Origin of the sequence: Alloacidobacterium dinghuense (genome assembly GCF_014274465.1) — a bacterium.
GTDB lineage: Bacteria > Acidobacteriota > Terriglobia > Terriglobales > Acidobacteriaceae > Alloacidobacterium > Alloacidobacterium dinghuense.
Genome location: NZ_CP060394.1, coordinates 2,802,850 through 2,817,364 on the forward strand (window position 1 = coordinate 2,802,850; position 14,515 = coordinate 2,817,364).

Annotated in this window: 10 protein-coding genes; 5 read left to right on the plus strand and 5 right to left on the minus strand. The window is 56.3% G+C overall.

Annotated elements, in window-relative coordinates:
• The first annotated feature begins 495 nt into the window (after window positions 1-495).
• Window positions 496-807: a hypothetical protein gene (locus tag H7849_RS11375; protein WP_186746607.1), complete on the plus strand. Its 312-nt coding sequence runs from the start codon at window positions 496-498 to the stop codon at window positions 805-807.
• A 164-nt stretch (window positions 808-971) separates the two neighbouring features.
• On the opposite strand, the gene H7849_RS11380 is transcribed toward H7849_RS11375, so the two are convergent.
• The 3 genes from H7849_RS11380 to H7849_RS11390 form a co-directional block, all read right to left on the minus strand.
• Window positions 972-1,364 (minus strand): hypothetical protein, encoded by a 393-nt coding sequence (locus H7849_RS11380; protein ID WP_186746608.1) that lies wholly within the window; start codon window positions 1,362-1,364, stop codon window positions 972-974.
• Between the two features lie 107 nt (window positions 1,365-1,471).
• Window positions 1,472-3,505, minus strand: a complete 2,034-nt coding sequence (locus H7849_RS11385) for a family 20 glycosylhydrolase (protein WP_251106752.1) — start codon at window positions 3,503-3,505, stop codon at window positions 1,472-1,474.
• Between the two features lie 67 nt (window positions 3,506-3,572).
• Window positions 3,573-5,360 carry a DUF5107 domain-containing protein gene (locus H7849_RS11390; RefSeq protein ID WP_186746610.1) on the minus strand — a complete coding sequence of 596 codons (1,788 nt, stop codon included), beginning with the start codon at window positions 5,358-5,360 and terminating at the stop codon, window positions 3,573-3,575.
• A gap of 241 nt (window positions 5,361-5,601) precedes the next feature.
• Between H7849_RS11390 and H7849_RS11395 the strand changes: the two genes are divergently transcribed.
• From H7849_RS11395 to H7849_RS11405, 3 genes are all read left to right on the plus strand, one after another.
• Window positions 5,602-7,746 carry an alkaline phosphatase family protein gene (locus tag H7849_RS11395; RefSeq protein WP_186746612.1) on the plus strand — a complete coding sequence of 715 codons (2,145 nt, stop codon included), beginning with the start codon at window positions 5,602-5,604 and terminating at the stop codon, window positions 7,744-7,746.
• 309 nt (window positions 7,747-8,055) lie between these two features.
• Window positions 8,056-10,356 carry an NHL repeat-containing protein gene (locus H7849_RS11400; protein ID WP_186746614.1) on the plus strand — a complete coding sequence of 767 codons (2,301 nt, stop codon included), beginning with the start codon at window positions 8,056-8,058 and terminating at the stop codon, window positions 10,354-10,356.
• Window positions 10,357-10,861: 505 nt separating this feature from the next.
• A complete protein-coding gene (locus H7849_RS11405) occupies window positions 10,862-12,328 on the plus strand; it encodes a serine hydrolase (protein ID WP_251106753.1) in 1,467 nt (488 codons plus the stop codon).
• A 231-nt stretch (window positions 12,329-12,559) separates the two neighbouring features.
• On the opposite strand, the gene H7849_RS11410 is transcribed toward H7849_RS11405, so the two are convergent.
• Window positions 12,560-13,006, minus strand: a complete 447-nt coding sequence (locus H7849_RS11410) for a VOC family protein (protein ID WP_186746616.1) — start codon at window positions 13,004-13,006, stop codon at window positions 12,560-12,562.
• Window positions 13,007-13,212: 206 nt separating this feature from the next.
• Here H7849_RS11410 and H7849_RS11415 point away from each other — a divergent pair, with 206 nt between their 5' ends.
• The gene (locus H7849_RS11415) at window positions 13,213-13,926 is read left to right on the plus strand and encodes a hypothetical protein (RefSeq protein WP_186746618.1); all 714 of its coding nucleotides are present in this window, start codon (window positions 13,213-13,215) and stop codon (window positions 13,924-13,926) included.
• Window positions 13,927-13,993: 67 nt separating this feature from the next.
• Here H7849_RS11415 and H7849_RS11420 read toward each other — a convergent pair whose 3' ends face one another.
• A complete protein-coding gene (locus tag H7849_RS11420) occupies window positions 13,994-14,500 on the minus strand; it encodes a DUF8737 domain-containing protein (protein ID WP_186746620.1) in 507 nt (168 codons plus the stop codon).
• Window positions 14,501-14,515 lie beyond the last annotated feature (15 nt).

Consider the following 14,515-nt stretch of genomic DNA (forward strand, 5'->3'; position numbering starts at 1 on the left):
CAAACGGGAGACTGCGTTATTCACGCCTGAAGCAAGACCTCACTCGGAGATGGGGACGGCATTCATCACCCTTGTTGTCAAGGGAGCGACGCTAATAGTCATGCCAAGCCCCATCACCACAAGGCGGGGAAAAATGCGGTCCAGTAGTTTCCATTCTGCGGTGCCACTGCAAAAAGTGCTATACCGCAGGCAGCAACAAGCGGGCCAATGGTGAGCGGCAACCGTGATCCGTAACGTGCAACCAGGCCGCCTGCTCAGCGGGACAGCCCGAACATGATGGCCACAAAAGGAAGAAATGCTGCCACCAACTGCCTATGACCGGACAAAGGAGAGGACAATTTACTTCAAAAAGATGATCCCATCGTTAGAATAGAACGTGGATGTAGTAGCGCAGCGTATGTTGCTTTGGTGCTCTACTCGAATGTCAGATTGCCATCATAGGTGCAGCGAAGAACCTGCTTTTGCGTAGACTGGCAAAAATCGAAGCGTTAACGCATGAAATTCTCTCTCACGTTCCCCATCCACTCGATCCCACTCTGGTTCCTCATCCTGTCGCTGTTTCTCCCGCGCCTCTGTATCTTCGTCGCATGGCTCCAGCACAGCATGAACCAGTTCATTCCCCCCTCGGTCGGCCTCATCCCTATCGTCGTCTGGCTGCTACTCCCCCGCATCCTCATCCTCTTTTGGATTTACCAGGACCAGGGCATCACCATCTGGCTCCTGCTCCACATCATCGCTTTGCTCTGCGCTTGGGGCGGTAGCGGCTCGCGTGTAGTGCAGCGCAGGCGCGTCGATGTCATCGATTGATTCTTGAGCGGCCAATACCGGCAATTCGGACTTTCATGGCCCGAAACCGTGCCTCTCGTTCTCGATCCGCCAAACTTCCGTATCGCCGACAACTCATCCAGAATGCTGTCGACGAGCCCATCCGCGATGAGTAGCCTTCAGCCCAAAAAGATAGAAGAGGGTCGTTAGGGATCCGACAACCACTGCGAAAAGCATTTGCGACAAAGCCGCACCCGTGAGATCGCCAAGCCAAATCGTGTGTATGTCGCCGCCCCTCCACTGAAGAACAAGACACCAAAGGGCATTGATGCAGGACCAATCAGAATTCCACCTAGAAGGATGGTCGGCATTCGTTGCTCCTCCGTGTTTCTGAGGACGATCAGAACCGGCAGATACAGGCACGCGACCGGCAATGCGAACGTCATGGTAAAGCGAAAGATTCGAAAGATCGATCCTGCTCCGCCGAAGATCAGGCTAGAAAGCAGGCTGAAGAGGAGAACAGCAACCAGCAAGGAGCTGAACCAAAGGCTAATGCGGCCCAGAGCATTGATGAAACTGCTTCCGCCAGATCTCTGCACCTTGGATCTCCTGTCAGCGCGAAGTCAGTCTACGTGCTTCCCTCCAAAAGACCAACTCAATGCGTTGCTGTCTGAACCGCCTGCGGACCGAAGAAGGACGCCTTAGCCTAGTTGCTTCGTGTAGCTTTTACGAGCGTCTCTACAGAAGGCGCAATCATTAGTAGAACGACTGCCTGTGGCTTTGCTGCGGCGTTCAGAAAGTCAATGTTCTGACTCCGTACGTCTGCACTGACCAGCCGATCATGCTTCAGATCATCCAGAGCCTGGAGACCAATGGTTGCCACCTCGGACAGGTTGCGCGAAACCGACACTAGGTCTTGCGTCAGGAACGATCGCGCCAGCAGCGGTTGCAGCCTGGCATCGTTATCGCGCCAGAGAGTGAGCCACGTTTGAGCCTGCTGCCAGTCTTCAGGCGTAGCTTTTCCCGCTGCGATCCGTCGGGCGATGTCGTCGAACACGCGTGCAGTCTCGCTCTCCGGAGGCACTGCGTCATCCAGTCGATTCATCGGAGTAAAGTCGCCGAAATTGCGCAGTTGTTGGCGCTCGTATCCCTTGGGCGGCTGCACCACGTCCGCCAGCACCCGGAGGGCTACTGGATTGGGATCACCGCTCATCCGTTCCAGCATCTCTTCCGTGATCAGCCGGTGTCGCACTCCGTAGTACCCGAGCTTTTGCGAAACAACGCCAAGCCGGCGATACATCGAGTCAACATCCCGCACATCCGCAGCAGACCAGAGCCGCTCAGCGATAGCCGCCGTACGGGGCCATACTCGGTTATCAAGGTTCTCATCGGAAACAATGTCGGTCCACATGGTTGCTTCGCCGCCAAGCACCCGCGCCTTCTCTTCCGATGTAAGGCTCGCAGCGCTCGGATCTCCCAGGGGATCGACTGCATAGTGCTCGGCAGCCGACCAGTTTAGATCAATGTAGTACCCCGATGAGAGTATTCCGCGATTCCCGTTGCGCGCCGCATCGGCAAGGGACTTCGGGCCCCGCCACGACTGAATTACCACCTCCTTGGGCGTACCCGGCAGCAGCACTTCGTCCCAGCCCATCATGATCTTCTTGTTCTGGGCGACAATCGTCTGGATTTTGGCGGTGAACTCTGCCTGCAGGGCCGCACCATCCTTGATGACGTGGACGCGCATATACTCCTGAATGCGCGGGTTCGACTCCCATTCATGGAAGTCGCATTCGTCTCCTCCGGTGTGGAAGTACGCATCCGGAAACAGATCGGCCATCTCTTCAATGAAGCCGTTGAGAAACTCGTATGTGCTCTCCCTAGTCGGATCCATCGCCGAGCTCTCGCCCGGGATGTGACCACTGCCGAGCTCAGGGTAGGCGTGGAACCAGGACGCGGTGTGGCACGGCATGTCGAACTCTGGTACCACCCGAATGCCGCGATCCCGTGCGTAGGCAATGATCTCTTTCACTTCTTCTTGCGTGTAGTAGAAGCCTCCGGATGCCTTCTCCTGCAGAAGCGGAAATCGCTTGCTCTCGATGTGGAATCCTGCATCATCCGAAAAACGCCAATGAAAGACGTTCAGCTTGACGGCCTCCATCGCATCGAGATTCCGCTTGATCACTGGAAGGCGAACAAACCGATGCCCCGAATCAATCAGGAGTCCGCGCCATGGGAAGCGGGGCTTGTCTTCGATAGTGATCGCGGGAACGCCGAATCCTTTCGGAGTCACTCGTACCAGCAGCAGGAACGTCTGCAGCCCGTGCAACACGCCCAGCGGATTGGCTGCACTCAATTGAACACCGCTCGTCGAGATCGCCAGCCGGTATGACTCATCCTCTCCGAGCCGCTGGACGGCCAGGCTTGGGCCCTCCGTATGAACCGTGAAATTCGGTTTGTTGACCACCGCCTCGCGCCACAACGGGATTCCCGTTTCGCGCGAAAGCACATCGAGAAATCGCTGCCGCGCGCGTTCCAGCCGAGGCTCGGCGTAGCCCGTCAACTCGATGCCGAGTGATCCGTTGATCAGAAATTCCCCTGGAGCTTGCGTCGATTGTGACGGCAGCGGCATCATCGAGAGAGATTCCGGCTCCTGCGCTGCGGCCAGCCACGGCCAGCCCAGGATGATCAGAAGGAACACGCAGAAGCATAGGAAACCCGCACGCCGAAGATCTGGCACAACTACATCTCCAAAGGTTCACTCAGTTGAATCGATCATATGCTTCAGGGTAAAGCCTCGCCGGAGCTTAAAGCCTCTCAGAATGCTCCCGGTAAGCTCCGAACTCCGCCAGGTCATCTTCTCCCAGCCACGAAGGATAGGTCACTGGATGGAGACCGAGCATCGATTCCACTCGCCGCCACAGGCGGGTTCGCTCATATCGTTGATGTACCCGTTGAAACCGCGTTCCGGTGAGCACGTCGTGCGCACCCTGCGCATCGCCGCAGTCCAGTAACAGGCTGGCCCGTCGTTCAGCCAACCACTCATCCTCCAATGCCGACACAGCATCGAGCCAACGTTTGCGTTCGTCCATCGTTGCGGGACTCAGGGCGGCAAGTGCCTTGTCCCGCTCGAATATCACTTGTGGATGAAGAGAAATCGTCGGCGACTCGATCGCGCGGAATGCCTTCGCAGCCTCATCGGTATCGTGGCCGTAAACGAGCCAGAGCCTTCCGGCCAGCGCCCGCCCCCGGTCATCGTGACACTCCGACAGGACCTTCAGCGCAGCGTCGGGTTCACCGGACCCCGCCAGCCACGCGCCCTGCTGAAACAACCATCTGTCTCTCTTGCTGGCTACTGAGCGAGAAGCCGCCCACGCCAGTGCATCCCCCAGTTCTGCTAGTCCGCTCGGCGCCCACCGGTTGCTGTCGAGGTCAGGAGCCCGCGGAATCCTCAGCGCATCACCCGCCTTCCGCGCGTCCGCAAGCTGCAGCCAGAGATCCATCTCGTCCTGCCGTGCCCATGCAAAAACAGGTACCTCCCCCACAAGCCGGAGCCGCGGCGCCGGCAGAGCAACGGTGTGAATGTCCCGCCGGTGCAGAGAGGGGATCCAGAACTCCACCTGCTCATGCAGCTGCCCCGGCTGGAGCGTTGCCTTGACTGACTGATCCACGAGCGGGCCGGCCTGGATCTCCAGACATTGCGCCTCGTCCAGTGTGTACTGGCTCACCCACCCTTCATCGCGTCCGATCCCGTCGCTCCAAAGCTTTATTCCCGGCACCTGCAGCGGATCCGCCATGTGGTAGAGCCCTACTCCCAGGCTCGGAGTGAAGGCTCCAAACGCGCTGCAGTCCGGCTTCTGCCAGAAATAGCCGGTCATTCGGCGCACATCCGCCTGGCTTCGCGGCCCCTGCGTTTCCCAATCAATCGTACGAATTTCCGCATCGTGAACCAGCACCGGCCCTCCTGGGAAATCAAACACCGTGTCAGGCCGGGCAGGTACAGCCGCGTTCGACCACGACATCCATGGTTGCCCTTTCGCGCCGGGATTGAAGAAAACCGTTCGCTGCGTCAGAAAGTCGTCGCCCTCTCCCAGCGAGTACTCCACTGTCCAGTGCATTCCGAATTTGATCTCGCGTTCTCCGCAGCACACATAGACGCGATCTTCCGTCTTTGCTATCTCATAAAGCACAGGAGCGGTTTCTACAGGAGTATGCGAGATGGGAAAGCTCAACTCGATACCTCCGCCGGTAAACGACTGCCGGGGTAAAATGCGCACCGGCCGCACTACCTGCGGAAAGAAAAGAACCTCCGCTGCGCCATCCTTCAGAAAAAGTGAACACACGCGCCCGCCAAGGTCGGGGCAGATCCTCACGCGAATCCGCTCATTCTCCATCGTGATCATGCGATACCGGCGAATCTCCGGCCGGCGGCTGGTCTCGCAGAAGCTCTCGTACGGATAGATTCCGTCAGGGTCGAAGCAGGTGGGAATCGGCCCGGCTGGAAGCAACGCGTGGGTCAGTAGGAACTCAGTGGTTTCTTGCATTGCGAGCATATTGCGTCTTGGCCCATCGGCCAGGTTGTCAATCCACCGCACCGATAGGCCTCCTGGCACACAATACCGGGCCATCTCGCGCGCGCGCTACAGCAGCTTAGTTCAGTCTGCCAGAATTTATTGGTCTCCCATCGCAGTCACTATGCAATGTATTGTCATAGCTTCTTTCCCTGATCCAGGGCTTCGTCCGGGACTTTCAAACTTCATCAATAAGAAAACCCTTGAGGCGGCTTCCGCAATCCCATGTTTCGTGTACATGGGATAAACCACCAAAGGCTGGCTCATGAAGGCTCTCCGCGGCTCATTCTTCTTGATCTTGATATCAGCTGTTCCTGTATTTGCAACGGTTACCGTCAGTACTCCGGCCAACGGTACAGCTGTCATCTCGCCTGTGCACTATATTGCGACCGCTACGACGTCTACCTGTTCGAAAGGCGTGGCGTCCATGGGCATCTACGTGAACAACAAACTGATCTACGTAGTGAATGGAACATCGCTCAATACAACAATCAGTTTGAGCGACGGCCCTGAACACACTGTTGTTGAAGAATGGGACTTCTGCGGCGGCGCAACCTTTGCCACCATCGATCTCACCGTCGTAGCGCCCGAACCGCCGACAGTCAACATCATCGCGAACCCCAGCACCATCACGCTTGGAACTTCATCTACACTCTTCGTGGCGGCCAGCAATGCTACGCAGGTGACTGTAACCGGGACCGACGGCTCCACGTACACGCTATCAGTTAATGGCGGAAAAGCGACAGTTGCCCCCAAGTCCACCACGACGTACACCGCCACCGCAATCGGATCGAAAGGGCGGGCCACGGCCGCGAGGGCTGTCACTGTAATCCCTGCCACCAGTCTGCAAGCCATCAACCACGTTATCTTCATGCTGCAAGAGAATCATTCCTTTGATGACTACTTCGGCATGCTCAACCCCTACCGCAAGGCCAACCATTGGAATACAGGCGACGACGGAAAAGACTATGAAGTGGACGGTATTGACGACAAGTTGAGCAAGCTCACCAATGAAGACGATGAAGGCGAAGTCTTCTCTCTCTTCAAGTTCACGAGTACTTGTATCGATGACGAAAGTTCCGCCTGGCTCGAGAGCTACGGCGACGTGAACCGCTGGGATTTTCTTGCGAATCGCCCGATTCCGATGGACGGCTTCGTTCATATCGCTGAAGGTTACGCGAAGAGCTGCTCAACGTCCAAAGCGTGCTCTGGCAATTTCACCGATCTCGTCGGCAAGCGCGCCATGGGCTATTACGATCAGGAATTCCTCAACTACTACTACTACATGGCCTCGCAGTTTGCCATATCCGACCGCTGGTTTTCGCCCGTCTCCAGTAAGAGCATCGACAACCGCATCGCAACCTTCACCGGTGGCACAACACAGGGCCTTGTCTTCGATCCTGGCAACAACGATCACCTGCCGCAGTTGAACATCTCCAACATCTTTCAGGAACTTGATACGGCAAACGTATCGTGGAAGATCTATTACACGGTAACGCAGGGCTTGTGCCTCAATGAGGATGACTGCACCAGCTCAGCGAACGCAGCTTATCCGGCCACCAACTTTTCCAGCCTGGCCTATTCGTTTCAATATCTGTACGAAAACCCGACGCATGTCGCCTGCACAGGTGCGACGCAGAAATCCAGCGTCGTGGGCGATCCCACTAACTCGTTCTGCATCGACCCCAACCGCATCGCCCCTGTCTCGGCTTTCTTCACTGATCTTTCTAGCGGCAAGCTTCCCAGCTTCGCGTTCATTGAAGCCGGATATGGCAACAACGATGAACATCCTGGTTCCGGCCAATCCATTCTGCAAGGTCAAGCGCAGGTGGCAAAAATTCTCAACGCCTTCATGACCAGTTCCTCATGGAAGAATTCCGTCTTCTTCCTCAGCTACGACGAGGGCGGTGGACCATACGACCACGTGCCTCCTGTCCCCGGCCACTCAAACGATTACACTAATGCCAACCTCGGACCCATCCAGGACATCTCGCAGATTGCCGTCAACCCGGACAATTACAAGCCATGCTTGCCCAGTGGCGGTACCCCAACTCTGCACTGTGATCTCTTCACCAGTGACCCCGGATCCAATCCCGATGACGCGACTGCAATCCACGGCTTTGCCGCGCAACTCGGCTTCCGTGTGCCGAATATGATCGTTTCGCCGTTCACCCGCCGCCATTACGTTTCACATACACCCATGGACCACACAGCCGTCATCAAGTTTGTCGAGAACCGCTTCATCGGTAGCGCCGCGCATCTCAACGGGCGAGACTTCGCACAGTCCAACCTGTTTGAGTTCTTCGATTTCTCCCGGATTCCGTGGGCGACGCCGCCTGCACCCCCAACGCCTGCCAGCTCCGCCTCGCTAGGCTATGACCCGTGTACTCCCACCGCTTTTAGCCCGTAGTTTGCGGTTCAAACGGCGAGACCGCACTTAGGGAACCGGGCGTTTCGGAAGCGTGTGCGGAGAAGGTGACCAGGAGCCGACTGCAGCCGAGAGTGCAAAGAAAGAGCGTGACAACATGGATCATTCAGGGTACGCTCGGGCCACATCGACACTGCTCTTGTTGACGGGTAATGCGCTTTTAGCCCGATGAGCTCTTCGAAGTGTCACAGTGAAAGTAGAAAAGGCTGCACTTCTGCTGGCGCGACAATATTGCAGGGAATGCCCGACTGAAGAACCACTGTTATCTGAGCTGCTGGAGAGTTCATCGTCATGCCCAATTGCAATGGAATCCTTCCTGCTAGTGTCCTGTTGTTTGCCTCCACCCTCTTCCCTGGCCTGTCCGTAGCCCAGTCTCCGGAAGTAGTTTTCCTGGGTACAAGCCCGGTAACGATTGGGTCTGTGCCGGTCATGGCCGCCGACGTCGGCAGCCTAGGCGTCGATGCGAGCGGAAACCAATACTACGCCGATGTGGCCCACGGTACAGTGGTCGAGGTGAATACCGAAGGTTCGCGGAGTACGCTCGTTAGCGGTCTCAAGAGCCCGAGCATTGCCGTCGACTACCGGGGCAACGTCTTTGTCGCCGACTCCGGCAACAATCGCATCTTGGAGTCAGCAGTCGGCGCGAAACGCAAGACAAGTGTTCTGACTGCAGCTTCGACTCCGCGCGCGCTTACTGTTGATTCCGCCGACAATGTCTTCTATCTCAGCGGAACTTCGCTCATCGAGATGCCGAATGGCAGCACGCCGGCCACTGTGGCAACGGTGGCGTCTGGAAGCGAAGCGCTGGCCTTTGGCCCGGCATTGAGTGGTACACGCAGGCTCTACATATTAGCTCAAAGTGCGGGTACTTACAGCGTTACGCTCTACAGCTATCCGGAAACAGGCAGGGGAACCTATGACGCGAAGCCGCTCGTCGGCTTCCTGCCGGCAATTGCAGGTGGAAGCATCCAGAGCTTTGCTGTCGATCCTCACAACAACGCAGTCATTGTGAATAACAGCGGCGGGACCGCTCAAATCATCATCGGCAGAAACGGAGAGGGCACACCAAGCGACTTCGAGCAGACGATTTATACCAGCCAGGTTCCCACCACAACCATTGCAGAGGACCCAAACGGCAGCATCTATTTCCTGGACGCGACTGGCCTGGAGCAGATCCAGCTCGGGGCCGTAAACTTCGGAAGCGAGCACTTCGGGGCCATCATTCCGATAACCGACGAATTGGTTTTGAATTTTGGTGCGCCTCTCAACGTCACTTATGTTGCTTCCTATCCGACAGGAGAGTTTGACGCTCCAGACTTCGATGCCTCTCCCATGTATGAGCAAACTCCGCCTCAGGTCTACCTCGTACTGTTTCCATCTGATACCGGATTATTGACCGGCGCCCTCAAGCTTACCGACCAAAACAACAAAACCTTGACCATACCGCTGTATGGAACCGGTCTTACTCCATGGACTGCTTACTACACTCCCGCTCCTGACATTCGCCACCAGACTCCGAGCACTTTCAAGCCCGTAGCGATTTCGCCGGATGGAAAGTATGTGCTCGATGCCGCCAGCAGTACCTTCACCTATGGTGGCGGGGTAATCCATGGCCTCAAGAACCCGCGCGGACTTGCGGTAGACGCGATTGGAGACGTCTTCATCACTCAGATCGGGGTTCCAGGCGTGTTACGTGGCGGCGCTGACGGTACCGTCACGCAGATCGCCACCGACATCACCAATCCCCTGGCTGTTGCGGTCGATGGCCCAGGCAATCTGTACATCACCAACGGCGACGACATTGTCCGCGTCGCACCCGATGGTTCAGAGTCGATTTTCGCCACACCGGCGACCAATGGCGGCGACAAGTCGGCCCTTTGCCTTGCAGTGGACTACGAAAACAATCTTTATGCAGGGTATGCTTCCACTGAATTGAATCCAAGCAGGGGCGCCATTATCAAAATCTCTCCCGCTGGGGTAGTGACTGGAGTTGGTTCGAACGCGCTTCAACCAGTTGCGTTAGCTGCCAACCACGGGCCAGCGCTCTTTTTCACCGATGCAACACGAGGAACCGTATCTGTACTCGATGGTTTGAAGGGTGAAAAGTCACTCGCATTTGGATTCCAGAGTCCGCTCGGTCTCGCTACCGATACCGAGGGCAATGTGACAGTAGCCGACAGTGTACTCGGCCATCTCATCACCATCGGCAGCGGTCAATCCGGTTACAACATCAATTTCGGCAAGGTTGCTTTGGGTGAAACTGCTACCTACCCACTGTCCATCGTAGCTGTTGGATCAGACACGGGCCAATCCGGAGGTGAACTGCTGACCCCGCAGAATGGATTCGACATACCGTTCAACCCAAGCTTCAGCCCGAACCAGCCAACAGGTTATGGTGGGCCTATGATCTCCGAGCTCAAATTTACATTCACGCCGACCGCTCTGGGCACACAGTCAACCCAGCTGGTGGGCTATGACGACGACGAAAACAGGAACCATGATGGCTATAATGTCGGGCCAACCTTCAACTTGACAGGAACCGGGGTTCCAGCCGCGGATCCAGCAGGCTTCTCCCTCACGACAGTGCCTTGACCGGTCAGAGGTGAGCCACTTGCTTTTGCAACAAAAACGGAAGTTACCGGATTACTTCCGTATCGCCGATAATCCGACCATAGAGTAATTCGGAATGTATGGTCCGCCGCCGTATTGCTAGCGAAAAGATGAGGAAGACAGAATTGGTCTGCGCGAATGTATCCGGCCTTTGTTGGAGTAGCGAACTCCTGGCCTGAATGGAATGCGCTGCGGCCTCGTCCTTTTTAGTAACGCTGCCTTTGGAGGGATTTTCCGAATAAGTTCCATGGAACGCCTCCTCTGTTCACCTCTACACCCACCGGGGGCTTAAGCGGCGGACCATGCAGTAGTAATAGGTGAAACTTCCGATAGCGGACTACACACCAAATACCCGAACGGCACATGAGCCGAACGTTTCTAAATGCAGGTGAGGATTGCAGCCAAGTACCCTTCATTCATCAGAAAATATTGTGTGCAGAAACTTACGCCGTACCTTCAACGTTTCAGCATTCAAGGAGATCTCCGCTTGAATCGAGCTTTGTGTGTAGCAGTTCTCGCTTTGTTGGTGATGATTGCAACTTCGGGTGCGCAGCAACCAGCTATCACTCGGCCCGACGGGCGCAACATTACGTCCGCGCAGATCGATTCGACCGTGAACCGACTGATCCAGGCGGCGCATGTCACGGGCGCCGGCATCGCGCTCTTCCATGATGGCAAGGTGGTTTACCTCGAGGCCTACGGCGTGCGCGACGCTGAAAAGAATCTCCCGCTTATGCCCGACTCAGTGATGACGGCCGCTTCGCTTACAAAGTCGGCCTTTGCGACTGTCGTCATGCGCCTTGTCCAACACGGTACGCTCAATCTTGATAAGCCGATTGAGGAATATCTCGGCAAGCCCCTTGGCGATTTCGACCCTTACACCGACCTTAAAGGCGATCCGCGCACGGCTAAGCTCACACTACGCATCCTGCTCGACCACACTACCGGCTTCGCCAACTTCCGCGGTCTAGAGGACGATCACAAGCTACATATCCATTACGATCCCGGCACGCACTACGGCTACTCCGGCGAGGGCATTAACCTCGCGCAATTCGTCATTGAAAAAGTGACCGGAAAGTCTACTACCGAACTGATGCAGGAAGAGCTTTACGGTCCGCTCAAGATGTCGCGCAGCAGCATGATCTGGCTGCCACGCTTCGAATCCGATTTTGCCAACGGGTACGACGAGTACGGTCGTTCGCTCGGCCCCGAGCGCCGTACGAAGCCCAACGCCGCAGGCTCGATGCAGACCACGCCGCGCGACTATGCTACGTTCCTGAGCGCACTGATGCGCGGCGAGGTGCTCAGCAGCGAAGCGCGAGAGAGGATGCTGAGCCCGCAGATCCGCATTCACTCCGCGCAGCAGTTCCCTTCGCTCAACACCGACACAACAACCGCATACGATTCCATCCAGCTCAGCTACGGTGTCGGCTGGGGACTTTACAAGTCGCCTTACGGGCCAGCGTTTTTCAAGGAAGGCCATGATGAAGGCTGGCGCAATCTTGCGCTGTGCTTCTTGAACGGCGACGGCATGCTGGTGATGACTAACAGTTCGAACGGCGAGGGCATCTTCAAGCCACTGGTCGAGGCTTTGCTGGGCGGGACCGGCTTTCCCTTCGACTGGGACGGCTACACGCCCTATGACAAGCTGCCTCCGCTGCCCAAGCTGAAGGAGCACAAGCGCGTCACGTTGACGGCCGATCACCTTAATCGGCTCGTTGGCAAATACGCATTCAGCGCCGATATTGTCCTCACCGTCACGCTCGAGAATGGCCGCCTCTTCATCCGCGAGAATGACGAGGAAAAGCAGGAGTATTTCGCCGAAAGCCCAAACGACTTCTACTCCGCCACCTCGACTGACGAGTGCAGCTTCAAGCCCGAGACCGGCCCGGCACAGGTGCTTGTCCTTCACCTCGACAACGGCCAGAACCCCGCACTCAAACGCGTGCCGTAAGAGGCGAGGACCGCTGGAGAGGTAACCTCAATAGTCTGACGGCTCTGTCTCACGAGAGGGGCTACCCTCGCAGGCAAGTCTTCCCGGTGGGGTTTCGTCGTGAAACCCATCTGACCACTCACGCATACTGAGTGGTTAACCGGCTAGCCGGAAGTTGTCCAAAAACCGGGTTACTTCCTAATTGTCGACAACCCGGCCGTGACGATGAAAATGCTTCCTCCGGGCCGAGCGTTAACCGTATTTGACGGTGGTGCTCTGTCCGACCTCGATAAGATAACCGTCAGGATCGCGGATGTAGCAGCGCCACTCGCCGTACTTCTCCAACGGCTCCGTGATGAACTCCGCTCCTCGACTCTTCCATAACTCATAACACGCTTGAATATCCGCAACCCGGAAATTCATAAAACTGTTGATGTGATTCGGGTCGGGAACGCTGAGCGTTACCGCCGGCTTATCCGGGGTCGGCCCGCCTCCAACGTTCAGAATCATCCAGATATTCGCAAGCTGAAGGTACCCAGGCGCGTTGCCGTCACCCAGGCTCAGAATGCGAGCGCCGAAGACCTTTTCGTAGTAGCGAGCCGATCGCTCGATGTCGGCGACGGTGAGAAAATACGCGATGCTGATTCCCTCTCGCGGGGGCATCTCATAGCTCTTCTGCTCGATTTGTACGCTGCTCATTGACGACTCCAATTCCGATAAACAGTGTTCATCCGCTGATTCTGGTTCTTTCGTATTTCATACCTGCTGCCGATTAAGCCTGACGAGGAGAGGCAAAACAATTGGATCAAGTATCGCGCGATACTTTGGTATCGTTTGCAACCAGTTGTCCGAAAAGGCCGTTTGTCAGGACGAATCGGATACCATTGCTCTTCACGGAGAATCCAATGCGAAAGAACAATATCAGGATCAAGGCTTTAGCATTTGTTGTTCCGATCTTTTCGTCTTGGCTGGCCTGTGCACAAACGCAGGTTGAAAAGGCTCCTTATCCGGTCATGGCTCCTCTCGATCAGTATTTGATTGCGGATGAGAATGCTGAGATCGCGCTGGCTCGGAGTGCCGCTCCAGCATCGATTTCCAATGCAGCCGAAGTGATGGTGCTGCGACGGGACGGCTATACCACTGCCGTGAAAGGCACGAATGGCTTTGTCTGCATTGTCGAGCGATCATGGGCTAACACGACCGATGATCCACAGTTCTGGAATCCCAAAGTACGCGCCCCTCATTGCTTCAATCCACCCGCCGCAAGGACTTTTCTGCCCTTCTTTCTGATGAAGAGCAAACTTGTGCTGGCAGGAAAATCGAAGGCGGAGATCGCAGCGGCCATCGCGTCGGCGCTGGATAAGAAGGAGTTGCCGCCGCTTGCGCCTGAGACGATGGTCTACATGATGTCGAAGCAGCAGTATCTAAACGATGATGGCAAGAGTTGGCATCCACATGTAATGTTTTATGCTTCGGGTGATGCTGAGAAAAGCTGGGGAGCTAACCTGCCTGGCTCGCCGGTTATGGCGGCATATGACCCTGAACAACGGGTGACGACTTTCTTCGTTTTGACCGGCGAATGGTCTGACGGGACGCCGGGACCGCCAATGTCGCATTGACCCGCAATTCAATTAGAGCTGCTCATTGCACGGTGGCAGAGTTGCACTCCCGAGATGGCCGTGGCGCTTATGCTGAGTGCCGGCTTTCTTGCATCGCGGGTTCAGATTGATGCTGCAGGAGTATTCGGAAAGCGAGTCCGTGGGTAATCAGCAGCAGCGGCACCAACAAAGTTGGAATGAAAAATGTGGCTCCCAACTGCCCTACTAATAATCCGGCATGATTGGCCTGGTAGAAAGTGTTGAGAAGATCGGCTGAACCCCAGAGGCTGAAAATCCATGCGGCGGCAATGCCGGCCGCACTGGGCAGCAATAGCAGCGAAAACAACGCAAGTATCGCCGCAATGAAATCCCCATAGGCCGTGGAGTGCGCGAAGGCGGGCGGCAGATCGTGTGATACAACGCCGGGAACCAGGAGTGCCAACCCGATGAAGCGGAAGCTGTGCAGGATGAGCAAAGGCCGCAACGCTTCGGTCCGTTGCCGTAGGCGGAGTGCCGGCCAGATATATCGAGCGGTGACTATCCCCCACGCGATCAAGCTGAATGCGATGCTTACGAAAAACCAGAGTTGTGGCATACAGAGTGTCTCCTT

Excerpts from the sequence above, each read along its gene's own strand:
- H7849_RS11400 (WP_186746614.1), top strand. The coding sequence starts at position 8,056 with ATGCCCAATTGCAATGGAATCCTTCCTGCTAGTGTCCTGTTGTTTGCC.
- H7849_RS11375 (WP_186746607.1), top strand. The coding sequence starts at position 496 with ATGAAATTCTCTCTCACGTTCCCCATCCACTCGATCCCACTCTGGTTC.
- H7849_RS11420 (WP_186746620.1), bottom strand. The coding sequence starts at position 14,500 with ATGCCACAACTCTGGTTTTTCGTAAGCATCGCATTCAGCTTGATCGCG.
- H7849_RS11415 (WP_186746618.1), top strand. The coding sequence starts at position 13,213 with ATGCGAAAGAACAATATCAGGATCAAGGCTTTAGCATTTGTTGTTCCG.
- H7849_RS11395 (WP_186746612.1), top strand. The coding sequence starts at position 5,602 with ATGAAGGCTCTCCGCGGCTCATTCTTCTTGATCTTGATATCAGCTGTT.
- H7849_RS11410 (WP_186746616.1), bottom strand. The coding sequence starts at position 13,006 with ATGAGCAGCGTACAAATCGAGCAGAAGAGCTATGAGATGCCCCCGCGA.